This is a genomic window from Ruegeria sp. CDSB113 (assembly GCF_059611045.1).
The window spans coordinates 107920-124398 of the sequence record NZ_JBXWOU010000012.1; the positions used below are offsets into that span (position 1 = coordinate 107920).

Annotated in this window: 15 protein-coding genes and 1 pseudogene; 3 read left to right on the plus strand and 13 right to left on the minus strand. The window is 51.5% G+C overall.

Features of this window, described 5'->3' with window-relative positions; all coding sequences use genetic code 11:
- A complete protein-coding gene (locus tag AC2FIS_RS18410) occupies nt 1–1026 on the plus strand; it encodes an amidohydrolase family protein (protein ID WP_496774825.1) in 1026 nt (341 codons plus the stop codon).
- Between the two features lie 54 nt (nt 1027–1080).
- Nucleotides 1081–1419 carry a cupin domain-containing protein gene (locus AC2FIS_RS18415; RefSeq protein WP_496774826.1) on the plus strand — a complete coding sequence of 113 codons (339 nt, stop codon included), beginning with the start codon at nt 1081–1083 and terminating at the stop codon, nt 1417–1419.
- A gap of 147 nt (nt 1420–1566) precedes the next feature.
- Here AC2FIS_RS18415 and AC2FIS_RS18420 read toward each other — a convergent pair.
- From AC2FIS_RS18420 to AC2FIS_RS18450, 7 genes and pseudogenes are all read right to left on the minus strand, one after another.
- Nucleotides 1567–1730 (minus strand): annotated as a pseudogene (locus tag AC2FIS_RS18420) (IS6 family transposase); the annotation flags it as partial.
- Between the two features lie 151 nt (nt 1731–1881).
- Nucleotides 1882–4134, minus strand: coding sequence for a molybdopterin-dependent oxidoreductase (locus tag AC2FIS_RS18425; RefSeq protein WP_496774827.1), 2253 nt, complete (start codon nt 4132–4134; stop codon nt 1882–1884).
- A 104-nt stretch (nt 4135–4238) separates the two neighbouring features.
- Nucleotides 4239–5525 carry a TRAP transporter large permease gene (locus tag AC2FIS_RS18430; protein WP_496774864.1) on the minus strand — a complete coding sequence of 429 codons (1287 nt, stop codon included), beginning with the start codon at nt 5523–5525 and terminating at the stop codon, nt 4239–4241.
- Between the two features lie 28 nt (nt 5526–5553).
- On the minus strand, nt 5554–6126 hold the full coding sequence (locus AC2FIS_RS18435; protein WP_496774828.1) for a TRAP transporter small permease subunit: 573 nt from the start codon (nt 6124–6126) through the stop codon (nt 5554–5556).
- Nucleotides 6127–6239: 113 nt separating this feature from the next.
- On the minus strand, nt 6240–7307 hold the full coding sequence (locus tag AC2FIS_RS18440) for a TRAP transporter substrate-binding protein (protein ID WP_496774829.1): 1068 nt from the start codon (nt 7305–7307) through the stop codon (nt 6240–6242).
- A 90-nt stretch (nt 7308–7397) separates the two neighbouring features.
- On the minus strand, nt 7398–7724 hold the full coding sequence (locus AC2FIS_RS18445; RefSeq protein ID WP_496774830.1) for a non-heme iron oxygenase ferredoxin subunit: 327 nt from the start codon (nt 7722–7724) through the stop codon (nt 7398–7400).
- A 53-nt stretch (nt 7725–7777) separates the two neighbouring features.
- Nucleotides 7778–8782 (minus strand): fatty acid desaturase, encoded by a 1005-nt coding sequence (locus AC2FIS_RS18450; protein ID WP_496774831.1) that lies wholly within the window; start codon nt 8780–8782, stop codon nt 7778–7780.
- A gap of 255 nt (nt 8783–9037) precedes the next feature.
- Between AC2FIS_RS18450 and AC2FIS_RS18455 the strand changes: the two genes are divergently transcribed.
- Nucleotides 9038–9781, plus strand: a complete 744-nt coding sequence (locus tag AC2FIS_RS18455) for a GntR family transcriptional regulator (RefSeq protein WP_496774832.1) — start codon at nt 9038–9040, stop codon at nt 9779–9781.
- Between the two features lie 452 nt (nt 9782–10233).
- On the opposite strand, the gene istB is transcribed toward AC2FIS_RS18455, so the two are convergent.
- The 6 genes from istB to AC2FIS_RS18485 all read right to left on the minus strand — a co-directional run bounded on the left by istB (nt 10234) and on the right by AC2FIS_RS18485 (nt 16125).
- On the minus strand, nt 10234–10986 hold the full coding sequence (istB, locus tag AC2FIS_RS18460; RefSeq protein WP_496774833.1) for an IS21-like element helper ATPase IstB: 753 nt from the start codon (nt 10984–10986) through the stop codon (nt 10234–10236).
- Nucleotides 10983–12482 (minus strand): IS21 family transposase, encoded by a 1500-nt coding sequence (istA, locus tag AC2FIS_RS18465; protein ID WP_496774834.1) that lies wholly within the window; start codon nt 12480–12482, stop codon nt 10983–10985. The genes istB and istA overlap by 4 nt, the downstream gene beginning before the upstream one ends.
- Nucleotides 12483–12843: 361 nt before the next feature.
- Nucleotides 12844–14049 carry an NAD(P)/FAD-dependent oxidoreductase gene (locus AC2FIS_RS18470; RefSeq protein WP_496774835.1) on the minus strand — a complete coding sequence of 402 codons (1206 nt, stop codon included), beginning with the start codon at nt 14047–14049 and terminating at the stop codon, nt 12844–12846.
- 16 nt (nt 14050–14065) lie between these two features.
- Nucleotides 14066–14275: an ATP-binding cassette domain-containing protein gene (locus AC2FIS_RS18475; RefSeq protein WP_496774836.1), complete on the minus strand. Its 210-nt coding sequence runs from the start codon at nt 14273–14275 to the stop codon at nt 14066–14068.
- A 4-nt stretch (nt 14276–14279) separates the two neighbouring features.
- Complete coding sequence (locus tag AC2FIS_RS18480) at nt 14280–15434, minus strand: ABC transporter ATP-binding protein (RefSeq protein ID WP_496774837.1); 1155 nt, start codon at nt 15432–15434, stop codon at nt 14280–14282.
- A 49-nt stretch (nt 15435–15483) separates the two neighbouring features.
- A complete protein-coding gene (locus tag AC2FIS_RS18485; RefSeq protein WP_496774838.1) occupies nt 15484–16125 on the minus strand; it encodes a glutathione S-transferase family protein in 642 nt (213 codons plus the stop codon).
- Between the last annotated feature and the right edge of the window lie 354 nt (nt 16126–16479).

Sequence of the window (16479 nt, forward strand, 5' to 3'; positions counted from 1 at the left end):
ATGGCTGAAACACAGCAAAGACCTAAGTGGCGCAGCCCCGCCATCGACATGCATTCGCATTACCATGGTGACAGCGTGGTGCAAAAGCTGAGCGAACGGGCAGGCGTTCCGCGTCTAGAGTTGGTTTCAGAAGGCCAATATGATCTGATTACCGCTGCCAAGCGCATGGCGTTCCCTCATACGGATGCGTCATTGACGCCTCGGCTTGAATATATGGATGCGTTGAACATTTCGACGCAAATGATCACGTTTCCCGCCAATATCGGGCTGGACGTTCTACCGCCAAAAGAAGCTAGGGAATTTGTTCCACAGTATAACGATGCATTGGCAGAGATCCGCGGACAGCATCCAGATCGTTTTGTAACGCTCGCAGGTTTGCCGCTTGCCGATGTTGACGCATCAGTGGCTGAGTTGCGTCGGTTACGGCTAGAACTTGGCCATATCGGTGTAATTCTGCCAGCGGGGTACCTGCGCACTCAAGCCCAAATGATGCACCTTTGGCCGATCTTCAAAGAAGCCGACAACCTTGGCTGTCACATTATGGTTCACCCCGGGCCAAATGCGGATGAGTTGAAGGATGTTGTCACCTATTCGGACTCTCAAATGTACCGCGCTTCGGTTCTGGACCTTCAGAACGAGGCCGCGCATGTGGTTGTCACGCTTGCGTTCTCGGAGAACATCAAACGCCTCAGCAATGTAACTTTTCAGATGATCAACCTAGGAGGAACGCTGCCGTTTGTTGTCGAACGGATGGAGCATGTGGCGCAAACGAGAACACCCGACGCCATCCCGGATTTTCGCCACCTGTTGCGGCAGATGTATTTCGACAATGGGTCGATGGGCACTGGTGCGCTTGAATTGGCCGTCAAAAAGATTGGCGCCGATCGTATCTTTTTTGGCACCGATTATCCCTTCTTCCCGACGGATTATACACGAATAGCTGTAGAAAACGCCGAGCTGAGCACCGTCGAACAAGAACAAATTCTATTCGGAAACGCCGAAAAATTGATCACGCAGTATAGCTGATTTTATCTGCGTAGTCAGGATGTTACCCAACCCCCAAGACATAAGGATTTACACATGTCAGAACTTGTCCAAACTAACAAAGCAACAGGCGAAGGTTCCAAAGGCGCCCCTGATTCAGAAAACGTGATTTCAGGTGCACCTACTTTCACGGCCTGGATTACAGAAAAGACCGACGACCTGATTTGTGGCGTGTGGGAAGCAACTCCCGGTAAGTGGAAGCTGACTTGCGACAAATGGGAATACTGCAACATCCTGTCCGGTGTCTCGGTGATTACTGATGAAAATGGCAATGAGCATCGCTATCAAGCGGGCGACACATTCTTCATGCGTGCAGGTTTCGTCGGCACATGGGAAGTTATTGAAACAACAACCAAAGATTTTATAGTCGCCTAAAGATTATACCTCCCTCTTCTGATGCAAATTCGGCAGTACTGGAAGAAATGCCAGATATCAGTGAAACTGATCGGAAGGGGAAGCCCATTTCATCCGAATTCAAATCAGATTGAATCAAATGAAGGTCAGCCAGTGATTCCAAGACACAATGTGGTACGCCTCTCGGCTGACAATGGCGCCCCCTCCGCAAGCAAGTCCTCAACATCTGCCATACTCAAGCCGAAGCGATGGTAAGGCCAAACCGCGTAGGAAATCACCTCTCGAGGAAAGCGAAAGCCCCACAGCCGCGGCATGCTGGTCGGAACTTTCATGAAAAGGTCATTACGGAGTCAAGCTGTGCTAACAACTTGGCAATACTATCAGCGTGATATGAATTGCATTGGCTTGCGATTGTTGGTGCGGTACTGGACGATTTAGTGCATTTTTGGCTTCCAGAACCTTTTTTGTATCCGATCCGGTTGTTCACCCGATACCGCGAACATCGACCAAAGCTGTGTTTGCCGCTGAGCCTTGCGCCAGCGACGATGTTCCTATGTCTGGAGTCAACACATTGGGGTTACCATGTTTGTCGTAACCCTGAGGATCAAGATCCAGCCAAGCCCCAGTTGGCAATAAGACCACATCTTTGTGAATCTCGGTGCTGAATTGCGCACGGCCTTTGCATTTACCACGTTCATTGAACACTTCGACCAATTCACCATCCCGAATATCGCGCTCTTCTGCGGTTTCCGTGTGTATCAAAATCCGCATTGGCCGCGCATTTTCTACATCGGCTAAAGCGGATTCAAACTGGCTGTGCAGTTTGTCGGCGGGTTGCGGTGACAACAGATGCAGTGGAAACTTTTCGGCCAACTTGCTGCCAATGCCTTCGGTCGGGGCGTTCCAAGCCGGGTGCCCCCGCACGCCATCATAGCCAAATCCCTCAATTGTCTCAGAAAATATCTCGATCCGCCCGGAGGGTGTGTTCAAAGGGTATTTTTCCGGTTCAGCTCGAAACTTGACAAACGGCGACGGCGCACGCGAACCCTCAATGTCCAGCTTCACCCAGTTTTTTTCCTTTAACTCATCAAGATCAGGCACTTTAACAGATTTATCCAAACAACTTTTTTGAAATTGACTGTAAAGGTGACGTATCCATTCTTTTGAACTACGTCCTTGTGCAAATTTCTCGCCCACTCCTAGGCGATCAGCCAGTTCCCGGAAGATGATATGGTCATCGCGTGCTTCTCCGACGGGCTCAATCAATTGAGGCATAAAGAACAGATAGTTGTCCGATTTATCACGCCCGATGTCCTCACGCTCAAATGACGTCGTTGCCGGAAAAACAATATCCGCACGCTTTGTAGTGGCAGTCCACCAAGGTTCATTCACGATGATGGTTTCGGGTTTTTCCCAAGCGGTTATCAAACGATGCAAATCTTGATGGTGGTGAAAAGGGTTACCACCCACCCAATAAATTAGCCTGACATCAGGATATGCCCTGTCTTGCCCGTTAAACTGGTAGGCACCTCCAGGATTGAGCAGCATATCCGCTACCCGCGAAACCGGTATGAAATCATTGATCGGATTGTGTCCTTGTGGAAACGTGCAGCCCGAAAGCGGTGCCACATCTGCTCCGGTCCCTGCCACCGCACCGTAGCCAAACCCAACACCGCCCCCCGGTAAACCAAACTGACCCAGCATCGCGGCCAAAGCAGACGCCATCCAATAGGTTTGTTCCCCATGCTGTGCACGTTGCAGAGCCCAGGCAACCGTAATCATCGTCCGGCTGCCGGCCATGCGGTGTGCCAGTTTTCGAATGGTCTCCTCCGGAACGCCACACAGTTCGGAAGCCCATTCCGGGTTTTTAGCAAAATTGTCGTGCTCCCCCAGTATGTAGCCCCGTAATACATCATAGCCTTCTGTACAGCGATTTAGAAAATCACGATCTACAAGATCTTCGGTTTCAAGAACAAACGCGAGGCCGAGCATCAATGCGACGTCCGTTCCTGGCGTGACCGATGTCCATGTCCCACCGGGCGGGCCATCCGATGCCAATGGGCTGATCGTATGAATTTCCGCTCCATTGGTCAGCAATTTTGACAGCCGGCTCGCCGTTCTGTGATCGCCAATTCCACCAGCGTTTACTTGGGAGTTTTTGGGGTTTACCCCCCCAAATGCTACCAGAGTTTGCGTGTGATCAACAATATCAGTCCAAGTATTCTGCCACGCACTGCTGAAATCCATGTGCTCGGCACCAAAAATGTGGGGGATAATCACATAAGATGAGCCGGCGCTGTAGCTGCCATAGCCTGTAACACATCCACCCGCACAATTCAGGAACCGCTTTAGTTGGCTTTGCGCATGATTAAACCTACCGGCGCTTGCCCATCCGTAGGATCCGCCAAAAATTGCCCCGTTGCCATACGCCCGCCGCACTCGTGCGACTTCTTGCGCGGCAAGATCAAGAGCCTCGTCCCACGGGACGTCAGTAAAGCTTTCCCTCGTCGCCTCGTGCCGTACGCCTTTTTGCCCTTTTAACCAACTGGTGCGAATGGAGGGTCGGGCGACGCGGGTATCATGGTGTACTGCTTTGGGTACAATTTGAGAAATACCTGAAGGTTCTGTATCTTCGTCAAACGACTGGACAGAAAGAATTCTCTTGCCATCTGTGTTCGCGCGAAAAGCACCCCAATGCGACGAAGTGATTTTCGAATAAACGCTGGCCTTAATCATTGCAGAATCTCAATACTATTCACCATTGAGGCCGACCCCTGTCATGCGGGATGGCATCAATAACACTCAGCAGACGATCCATGCTGCAACCTTCCCAATTTGTATCAATAGAATAGAGACGGAAGCCAAAGCGCTAGCCCGGGAAATGACACAAGAATGCCAATCATCACAAGAATTGTAACTGCAAACGGCAGCACGCCCAAGAACACATCTTTGATGGGTCCATTTTTCAATCGGATGCTCTGCACCACAAATAAATTGATCCCGATTGGCGGTGTAATTAATGCCAATTCAATCAGAAGCGTAACTAGGATGCCGAACCAGATGCCGTCGAATCCTGCTTGCGCCACGATCGGGTAGACCAACGGAACGGTTGTCAGCATCATCGAAAGTGTTTCCATAAACATACCCAAGACAAGGTAGAACAAGATGACAGCCAAGATTATCTGAGACGGGGTAAGATCAAATTCGAGTACTGATGAGGTCAACGCTTGCGTGACGCCAATGAAGCCGAGCACATAATTGAGGAACATTGCGGACGACGTGATGAGCATAATCATCCCGGTGGTACGTAAAGTGCCTTCCAAAGCCTCACGCAGCATAGAGAAATTCAGTTTCCCAACCGTCCAGGCCATGATCAACGCCGCTGTCACTCCAACAGATGCCGATTCAGTTGGCGTTGCGACGCCAGCATAAATCGACCCAACGACCAGAACAAACAAAACTACTGGAGGCAGCAAATGGGGTAAGGCTGCAATACGATCGGACCAGCTAGCGTGGATCTTGTCGTTCCCAAGCTCTTTCTTCCAAACACACAGCAGGCAAATGGTCACCATAAACGACACCGCAAGAAGTACTCCGGGAATAAGACCCGCAAGATAAAGTTCAGGGATAGAGTTATTGGTTATCAGCCCATAGAGAATAAGATTGATTGAAGGGGGGATCAAAATACCAAGCGTTCCACCTGCCGCGATCGAGCCCAGAAACAGGCCTTCGTGATAGCCGCGTTCCTCGATCTGCGGATAAGCCACCGTGCCAACGGTTGCCGCAGTTGCAACGCTAGAGCCGGAAGAAGCCGCAAGAATGGTACATGTTCCGATATTGGCATGCATTAAGCCACCCGGAAGCCAGGATAGCCAAATCGAAATCGCATTGTACATCCCACGCGCGATGCCCGAGCGCAGTATCAATTCGCCAAGAAGGATAAACATCGGCACCGATACAAGCAACGTAAGTCGTGTGCTCTCCCAGAGGAATTCACCGATTCCGCGGGACAGTCGTCCATTCGCATAGATAAAGTCCAGGCTGAGCCCCAGCAAACCCAAAGCGGCAGCAACCGGTATGCCGATAAACACAAAAATAACTAGCAGTGTAAATGTAATCTTCACAATGAAACCTCCCCTCAAAGATCATTTGAAACTACGAAATGTTCCGTGTTTCGGTTTCGACTTCATCTGCGATTGACGGGATGCCAGCTATCCGCGCAATGGCTGCCGGATCGCCCGTAAACAATGCAACGAGCGTTCGGGCAAAAACTATGATCAACGTGAACGTAAAAAAGAAGAACCCGGAAACCCAAAAAAGCTGAGGTATCCAGAGAGGAGATTGAAGTGTAGTGTTCGAAACAGACCCGTTTTTAACCGTTTCAAGGAAGACACCCAAAGCCCGGTAGTTAAGGATAGAAATAAACACCAAGAGCGCGAGGATACCGAGAATATCGAAAATGCGCTGCACCCAGTTCGGGAACAAATTGTAGCCGACATCAACGCGAATGTGGCTGCGATGCAGCACGCAATAGGAATAGGCCCAAACCGACATCACCGCGAGAACATAGCCTGATATTTCGTCCGATCCCGACAGCGTAATGCTGAATAGCTTTCGGGCAATCACATCGACCGTCACCAGGATTGCTACAGCCAGCAGAACAAATCCGTTAATTTGGATAATTATCCGCGACCAATGAAAGAGGCTTTGATAAATAATTGTGAGCATTTTCAGATCAATTACCTTTTCTCTTCGGTTTCGTCTTCAGCTCAAGTTGACAGGAGGGAGCCGGAGAAAACAATGCGCGCACCAGCTCCGCACCTAGATGAATGAGTACAAGGCTACTTGCTCGCACTCACGCCGAGTGCCGCACCAACAGAACCGTTCCACTTGCCGATACATACCTCGCCACAGCGTTCGGCAAACTTGGGCAACACGATATCGTTGACAATACTGTCAACCCGGGCCAGATCTGCTTCGGACAAATGGATCGGCTTGTTCATACCAAGCTCTCCAATTGCACAAGGCCCGCTGGCATAGCAGTTGACACCAAGTGCATCTTCCACCGGAGCCTCAGCCAAAACGAGGCCTTCAAGCTCGGAAACCTGTTCACGCAGAAAATTCTGGGTCTCTGGGGAAAGGCCGTTCCAAGTATCCAGATTTGCGGCAAGAACGACGGTGCCGAACCCGAGATTGATGTCAAGATAGGTGTTGGTCACCTGCCACCATTTAGCCTGATAGCCAGCCAGCATGCCAGTTACCGCGCAATCTACCGTACCTTGTTGCAATGCTGGCACAACATCGCCAAACGGCATCGTCACAGCAGTGCCGCCCAAGCCTTCGATGAAATCGCTCATCGGGGTAGAGTGGCTGCGGATCTTAAGCCCTGCTATCGCATCAAGGCCCTTCTTTTCTGCCTCTTCTGGCAGATTGCACATCATGGAATAGCTGGAAAAACTGTACATGCCCAATATCTTGGCGTTGTAGACCTTTTCGAATTCCTCTTCCAAGATGGGGCGGTAGGCCGCGACAAGTTTCGAATAGGATTCCCGATCCCTCACCAAGCCGGCCAGATCAATACCGCTCGCCAGAGGTACATCTGACGCTGAGTAGACAGCGAGGGTGTGCACCGCGTCAAACACGCCAAGTTTGAGTTGCCGCATCATCTCGTAGCCAGACAGACCCAATTCATCCATCGGCCGGATATTGGCCGTCACTACGCCTTCTGAAGCCTCAGGCACCATGTTCTCCCAAAATGGGCTTTCAAATTTGCTCCAGTGGGAAACATTGCTCCACGTGCCAACCACCTGAAGTTCGGTTTTGTCCAGATCCGCTGCTGCTGCGCTGCTACCGTTCATTCCGGTCGCTACCACGGCGGCGGCGACTAACGCGGTACAAATAAATTTCATGTTTTCGTTCCCTTTGTTGTTGTTGGAATAATCGCTCTTGCTTAAATCAAGAGTCATTTATCTTCTGTTCGGCGAAGGGCAAAACAGCTCTTATGCTGCATTGGGGACCGAGATGTAGATCCGCCCATCACGCACTTGAATTGGGTAAATCACGAGGTTTTTAGTCGCGGGTTCACTCAATACTTTGCCTGTAGCAATCTCAAACCGAGCATGATGCAAGGGGCATTCGATGATGCCGCCATCGAGATAACCGTCGCAAAGTTTTGCGTCCTCGTGGCTGCAAAATCCGGAAGTTGCATAGTATTGATCCTTGTACTGATATATCGCCAAATAGTGGCCGTTAACTGTGATTTCCTCTGGAAAATCTTCACCAACTTCATCGCAGGCGATTGCATCAATCCAATTTTCCCCTGACATCTTGACGTACTTCCTCCGGTTAATCGGTTTGTTTCGGTGAAAGACGAACTTTACTAATCCAGTCTTTTTGACATGAGACCAAATTCGCCTCTTTGTATTTGTCGCTCCTGCTCAACCAGCCGGGACACCTGAAAAGCGACTGTTTGTGGATAGCCGTCCCGAACATCTTTGGTGTGCGCGACAATATATTCGTTCAGCTTTGGAATGGCGTAAAACGGCACCTGAGGAACAGCGTGATGGGCAGTATGCAAGGGCATGTTCCAGGAAAGCCAACGCACCAAAGGAAGAGACAATACTGTGCGGGTGTTAATCAACATGTTGGGAACGCGATCACATCCATTGTGCTCAGCAACCCGGATGAGCCGTTCGACAGGTTCGGCAATTATCCGCGGAATCAACCAATAGATCGCGACAGCCCAACTTTGAGTGATGAGCGATATTATTAGGAGCGCGAAATAGAAGCCGATCATGATACGCGACTGACGGACAATGCGCGGTGCGGCGGACTCATAAATGTACTTCAGTTCTTTCTCGTTAAAGCGCCCCCTCGCATGACGAAAAAGCGCTCTGGTGGTGTCATACAAATACGGAAGCGCTGTTGCGTAAAAAATATACCCAAAAAGTGTTTCGGGCATGATGATCATCTGTGGATCACGGTCAATGTCCTGTGTGTAGGTGTGATGATCGACGTGTTGAAGCTTGAAATGCAGCGGCGACAGCCCAAGCGCTAAGCAACATCCCCAATAAACTGTATCATTGAGCCATTTCGATTTGAACGCTGTTGAATGGCTGCATTCATGCAAAGGCGCAAACAGATGCACAATAAATATGCCATGGACAAACATTGCCAGCAGAGTAAGCCAGCCGGCCGGGCTTATGAATATTAGATATCCAGTTAAAGCGATCAGCGACAAGTGTCCGGTTAAGAAGATAAGTCCCGGTACATTCTTGCGCGTCATAAGTTGACGCAGTTCTTTTCTGCCGATCAGTTCACGTGCTGCCTGTGAAGGCCCGATTGTGGATGCTGGCTTTGCTGGGGATTCAGAGTTTTCTGCCATGTCCATTTCTTATTATGTCCAATATGTCGCATTGCATTTATCTTGCATACACTAAAAATGCAAAATGGGACCAAGTCAATATCGTTTGTTGAGAAACTGAGCGAAGTGATGATACCAGTAGCAGGCTGCGGTTGTTTGTGAGGGATTTTGACCCGCGACATTCTCAGCAGACCGGAGCTCTCTTGCAACAAGGTGTTCTAAACGCTCTATTGTAACAGGAATGAAAACGTAAGCTTTTGAAAACACGATACTAACATGCAAGAAATGGTGTGTAATTTGCCGAGCGATATATCGAAGAAAACGAAGGTAAAGCGGGGCGAGGGTACCGATTTGGCCTATTCAAAGCTGCAGCGTTTGATTGTGTGCATGGATCTGGCTCCGGGCTCAAAAATTGATGAAGTTTCTCTTGCCAAAGAACTTGGCGTGTCGCGGACGCCACTACGTGAGGCTTTAGTGCGGCTCGCCCAGAATCGGCTGGTCACGCTTTCACCAAATCACGGCGCACAGGTTACGCCATTGGACGCACTGGGACTAACACAGTATTTTGAAGCTCTGGAGCTAGCCCATCGTACGTTGCAACACTGGGCTTGCCACCGGCGAACCACAGCTAATCTTGAGACCATCCGTCTGGCATGCGAAGTGTATGAAAAGGCGGCGAAAGGCGACGATCCCATCGTTCTTAGCGAAGCAAACCTTGCTTTCCACAGCGCCATTGCGGACGCTGCGTCAAATGAATTCGTCGCAGAACATTTAATGAAATTGTCGGTTCTTGGCATGCGGATTGGCTGGATCTGGTATCGGGAATTTAACGAAGAAAGACAACGCATGGATGTTTTGCGAACTGTCACCGAACATAAGTTGATTCTTTCGGCCATTGAAAATAGGCAACTCGATGAATCAGATCGTCTGGCGGTTGAACATATTAAGGCCTTCCGTGATCGGGTGTTTGACAAACTTGGGCGTAGTATCGAACCCAAAATTTCTATCTCCCCACCATGACCATCGCCCGCATTGCTGCGCTCATGTATTTAGGGGGTAATGCCAATTTATTTGCAACTTCCCGTAATATGTCGCCAGCCTACGCTTAGACGCTGTTCTGCACCCGGGGCGCATGAACGGCGGCAAGGAAATATTAGGCAGTGATACTTACATTTCCAAGATCTTTTCAAACCCAGCTAGGAATGTTGATCTGGGCCCGTCATGAAAATTGGAGTTTTTAGCTACCTTCCCGCGAGGCAAGACGACCTAACTATTGTCTATGGGATACCCCCTGTTCTCATGTTGAGGCGAAAGTGTCAATCCCGGCGCAAAATGGGTCAGTTTCCCGGTGTAAAATTGGACAGTTTGGTTGGGAGTTAGCTGCGCCTTGGCGCGCGTGCTCTCCAGATAGCTGACGCGTGCCAAGGCGCGCTGGCCGCAGGCCAGCCCTTCTGATCGCGGGTTTATGGAGTTCAGGTTTGGGCTTTTCGGCTCTCGCGCAGCCGGAAGCTTTCGCCGTTCATTTCAAGGATATGCACGTGATGGGTCAGGCGGTCCAGAATGGCGCCCGTGAGGCGCTCTGAGCCGAAGACCTCGGTCCATTCATCGAATGGCAGGTTGGAGGTGATGACGATGGAGCCGCGCTCGTAGCGCTGGGAGATAACCTCGAACAGCAACTCGGCGCCGGTCTTGCTGAGCGGGACGAAGCCGAGTTCATCGATGATCAGCAGGTCCTGGCTGACCAGCAGCTTTTGCAGACGCTGCAGGCGCCGTTCGTCGGCAGCCTCGATCAGTTCGTGGACCAGGGCGGCAGCGGTCGTGAAGCGAACCTTGAGCCCCTTCTGGCAGGCCGCCAGCCCGAGCCCCAGGGCGACGTGCGTTTTACCGGTGCCACTCGGGCCCAGGGCGATGACGTTCTCTCGCCGATCGACGAAGGCGCAGCGGGCGAGTTCCATCGTCAGGACCTTGTTCAGTGACGCAATCACCTTGAAGTCAAAGCTGTCCAGGCTCTTGGTCGCCGGAAACTTCGCGGCCTTTATCCGGCGCTCGATCATCCGGCGTTCGCGCTCGATCAGCTCCAGCTCACAGAGCCGCAGCAGATACTGCACATGATCCTTGTTCTCCGCCGCACACTGCCGTGCCTGCTTGTCATACTCGCTGTTGAAGGTCGGCAGGCGCAGCTTCTTGAGATGATGCTGCAGCAGGACCTGTGGCGTATCGGTCATACCATCGCCCCGGACATCAGCACCTTGTAGCTGGCCGGGTCCGTCGTCTCGACCTGTGCCTTGGGCAGGTAGGGATAGACGTCGAGATCGAGCCGCGGTGGGCGCTTCTCGATCCGGCACAGCACGAGATGCTTGACCGCGTCGTAGCCAATAGTGCCGTGGCCAAGAGCGTACTTGATGGCGCCATGGACATGGGCCATCTCGAAGGTCTCCAGCAGGCGCAGAACCTGAACGTACTCGCGCTTGCCCTTCTTTCCCATCCGCGCTTCCAGCAACCGGTGCAGGGTGGCGAACTCGGCGGGCAGGTCCCAGCCTTTGAGTGGGGCGGCCTGATCCAATGCCCCGACCTTTTGCTCCAGCAAAGGCAGGTAGTGCATCGGATCGAAGACCATGTCGGCCTTCTCGTAGGACCGGCTGTGGCGGGCGATCACCTCTGCGCCGCAGCCGATGACCACCTCATGGACGTAGCCCCGGACCTGAACCTCGTGGTGGGCGTAGGCGACCGGCACGGAATAATCATTGTTGCGATATCGGACCATCGAGATCGATGTGGCCCGGGTGCTGACCTTGTCACAGGCATCATAGGGCGTGGACGGCAACACCATCAGCGCGTCCAGATCGCGCATCAGGCGCTCGCCGATCGGCTCTGAATGACCGCGCACGATATCGTCCTGGCGCCTCAGGCATTGTTCTTCGAGCCGGGCATTCAGCTCATCGAAGCTGTTGAACCTGGGCGCGGGCACGAGGAAATTCCGCCGCCCATAGCCGATTACACCTTCGACATTGCCTTTGTCATTGCCCTTGGCGGGGCGGCCAAACTTGTCTTCGAACAGGTAATGCGACTGCAACTCGGCAAAGGTTCTGGTCCTCTCCCGCTTCCCGTCGCCGCAAATCCTGGCAACAGCGATCGAGGTGTTGTCATACAGGATCGACAGCGGCACGCCGCCGAAGAATGCAAAAGCCGCATTGTGCCCATCGCAGAACGCTTCGGTCGTCTCTGCCGGGTAGGCCTTGATGAAAAACGCATCCGAGTGCGGCAGCGCCATCGCGAGATAATGCAGCTTGCATTCAACGCCGCCGATCACCCCAAGCGACTCTCCAAAATCTACCTGGGCATGCCCCGGCGCATGCGACAAAGGCACGAATACCTCGCGGTTCCGGCGCTTCTTCTCCCGCACATAGTCGGTGACAATGGTAATCCCGCCGGTGAAGCTGTGTTCATCGCGCAGACGCTCATGGATGCGCTTGGCTGTATGCCGCTGCTTCTTGAGCCGCGACTTATCTTCTTCGAGAATCTCGTCGATGATCGCCACGAACGGATCAAGCTTAGGGCGCGCCGGTGGGTTCTGCCGACGGTATCCAGGCGGAACCGCATGCTTCAGAATCTTCGCAACGGTCTTTCGGTCGATCCCGAAATGCCGCGCTGCCTCACTCTTGCCCATTCCCTGGACATGGCACGCAAGCCGTACCCGACCATAAAGCTCCACAGAATACATCTCCCCACCCTCAGCTCAATTGCCTCGGGTGTCAGACTGCGGAATTTTGCTCCGCGACGGTCAGATCATCCGACCGATTCCGTGGGCATTTTGCCTCCGGGATTCACAGAAAGTGTCATAAGGTTGAAACAGTCTTACTGCATTATCTCCAATAACCAAAATTCCTAAAATGACAAGTTACCTGTCCATTTCTTGGCTTTAGGTTTGCTGAAATCATGCTTCTGAAAACTAAACTTTTCGGGATGTTATCGGTGGAGTAGCTAGGCAAACAAGTAATGAACGACGCGTTTGTCGCTTATCCTGAACAACTCATATTAGAGTGAACGTGGGCCATTCGATGCATACCGATTTACACCTTTGGTCATAACAGTGCCTTTAGCACAGTTTCTGGCGCTGCGATAACGCCCGGGTCTGGCGACTTTCCCGCCTCGATTAATCGCTTGCCGACCATGTAATCACGCGGTGCATTCATGGCATCTACCGCCAACAGGGTAGCGCCGAGATAGTACCAATGAGATCTCGTATCCGGACGGGCGCCTGCACGGGTGACAACATGGTCATAGCCACCATTTAGTCCTGCAATCTGTAGTTTGACATCATACTGATCCGACCAAAACCATGGCTTGGCTTCATAAGGTGCTTTGCTTCCTAATACATTGGCAGCTACGGCTTCGGCCTGTTCAATGGCATTGGGCACACTTTCCAGCCGAATTTGTGATGACCCTATCGGAAAAGACGCGCAATCGCCAGCAGCCCAAATATGTGCGGCAGACGTTTGGCCGTAGGCATCGGTCTTGATGCCGTTGTCGATTGTCAGTCCTGCTGCTTCTGCCAAGTGCGTATTGGGTCGAATACCAACCCCGGCGATGACGAAATCAACATTCAGAACTTGACCGTCACTCAAGCGTGCTTCTGACACTTTTTCTGCGCCGATCAATTCGCTTAACCCGACCCCTTCAAGGATACGTACACCGTGGCGGTGATGCAGGTTTCGAAAGTAATCCGCCGTTTGTGGAGCAGCGACACGCTTTAAGATACGTTCTGCCATTTCGACCACGGTTACGTTTAAGCCAAGTTTGGTTGCTACAGCAGCGGCTTCTAATCCGATGTAGCCACCGCCGACAATAAGCACATGTCGCCCTGCGCAAAATTCGGGAGCCATTGCATCAATATCTGCAAGCGTGCGCACACAGAAAACGCCACCTAAATTGCCGCCAATCGCCGCCGGCAAACGGATCGGGGCGGAACCAGTGGTCAACACCAACTCATCATAACGCAATGTTTCATCAGCAAGGGTGACACTGCGCAGGTGGGGATTAATCTGACGTGCAGGTGCACCTAGTTGCAACGTGATATGCGCTTCGTCATACGCAATTTGCGGTTTTAGGAACAACCGTTCACGGGCTATGTCGCCTAAAAGGTATGCTTTTGACAGCGGAGGGCGTTGATAGGGTAAGTCAGGCTCGTCGCCAATCAAGGTGATGGGTCCCGCATGGCCAAGTTCGCGTAGTTTGAACGCAAGTGTAGTTGCCGCTTGTCCTGCGCCAATAAGAACTACGTGGGTCATGGTCAATTCTCCCGTTTCATTGCGAGCGGGTAAGATCCTCACCCGCCAAGCTGAACGAACCGGTGGTGGCAGTTTCTACAAAAGAAAGCATCCGGCAAAGGGTACTTTTCCCGGCACGTGACGGGCGGGTAATCGCAAGGATTTTACCGGGCTGAACCGTCAGGTCGATGTCATTGACCGCAATTTCATCGCCGAAAGTTTTGGTAAGAGATCTAGTGTCCAGCATTGACCTATCGACCCCCTGCATCTGAATTTAGTCGGTTGAGGTTTTGACCCGAAATCTTGCTGAACAAGCAAAGATCATCAGGATTGAATGCCAGTCGAACGTGATCGCCTTTACGCAGTGATGCCGACGTCCCGTCATCCAGATCAGCAAATATCCGAAGCGGATCGGCTACGATTTCGCGTGACTTAGTTTCCAACACGATCATGTTCGTGTCACCTCGGTGTTCTCGAAAGAAAACATTTCCTTCAAATTCACCTTGAGGTTTGGCAGCCTTGGTGGTCTTGGCAATGCGCATTCTTTCAGGCCGCAAGCCAGCAACCACTTCAATCTCGCCCCTTTGACGCAAAAGCTTTGTCAACTCGGCGCTAAGCGGGGATGCCCAACCGCTGCCAAGAAGTGTCAGATCACCGTTTTGATCGGTCACCGTTGCATCCAGCAAATTCATCGGCGGCTCCCCGATGAAGGTCGCCACAAAGGTGTTTGCTGGATTGTCATAAAGCTCTTGAGGGGACCCAAGCTGCTGCAACACACCTTGGTTCATGACAGCCACTCTATCGGCCATGGCAAATGCTTCGGTTTGATCATGGGTGACCAGAATAGACGTTAGATTCTGAGATTGCTGCAGGTGACGAATTTCAGTTCTAAGTCGGATCTTCTGATCTGCATCCAAATGACTGAGCGGTTCATCAAACAAGATGACATCTGGCTCACGGATCAACGCACGACCAATTGCGATCCGCTGTTGAGCGCCACCACTAAGCTTTTTGACGTTCATATTGCGCAAATCATTGAGATGCAGCAAATCTAGCATTTCGTTGACGGCCGCCTTGATTTCCGCGTTAGGCAACCCCCGAATGCGCAGTGGGAAGGCTATGTTTTCAAAGACGGATAGATGCGGATAGAGGGCGTAATCCTCAAAAACCATCGCGATATTTCGCTCACCCGGCCCGAGGTGTGAAACTTCGCGATCTCCGAATTTAATGCTGCCACCCCTGATATCGTTAATGCCCGCCATCATCGACAATGTGGTTGTCTTGCCGCATCCTGATGGACCCAATAGCGCCAACATCTGCCCACTTTCACAGGATAGATTTAGATTATCAACGGCCTGAAAATCACCGTATGATTTCGACACGCCACTAAGACAAACCTCGGTCATTTTGTTACCTTTGAATAAAGAAGTGAGTGGAAATCTTTAGTGCGCTTCATCACGAAATACTCTGTAGCCAAGCTACATTTGCAGATCGGACAGTTTCGCTTATGCGTCCGATAACCGGGTCTGCGTTAACTGCCGCACGCCATACCGAAACCTTTTCTCCGTATGAAGGTGCGCGTCCGAAAAGCGGCATCAAAAGATCCGCCATGATGAACGCTCCGGGAAAGGCCAGATCCGGCAACGAAATCTCTTTTCCGCACATAAAAGGATCTGGATCAAAGAGGCGCTCGAGCATATCCAGATAGGCTTGGAATTGATCCAGAGACGCATCAACAACGCCCATGTCGCGCGTCTGTTCGTTGATGTGTGGGAAGACGCCTCGAATGTGGGGCTCTAACCACATGTCGTGATAACGACACAGGAATCTTTGGCGGGCGCGCTGAACCGGATCAGCCGAAAGCAAAGGGTGTTCGGGATAAGCATCTTCGATGTAGTTCGCGATTACATCCGACTCACCAATACAAAGGTCGCCGTCCACAAGCCCGGGAATTGTGCCAAGCGGCACCAGCTTTTTCCACTCGGGCGTTCCGTACCCACCTGGTGGTTCTTTTAGTGTGTAGCTCAGTCCCTTCAAATCCAACTGCATCTGGATTTTGGCACTGTAGGTACTAAATGGGAGTGAGTAAAGTATCACGCGACGTCTTCCCGATTATGACTCGTCTCTCTTTTTCGACGGAGTATGTCTTAATGTTTGATCCCATTTTTGAGATCGGACCGGATTCAATATTTTCCAACCTTCGGAATACGATATTCACCAAAGTACTGGAGTCTTGGGATGTTTGCGGATGGATACAGGTCCCCTCTGTCATCCAGCACTTAGCGTGCTCTGAAACAGCCTACCTTCATAGAAACCTTCGGAGAAACAATGGAAAAACGATTCATTAGTTCATGTTTTTTGAACTGGGAGCGTTGAAAACCAATAGGTTACAATCGAAATCCTTAAGCCTGTCGGCCAGAGTGGGAAAGTTTCAAGATTGGATTGGTGCAG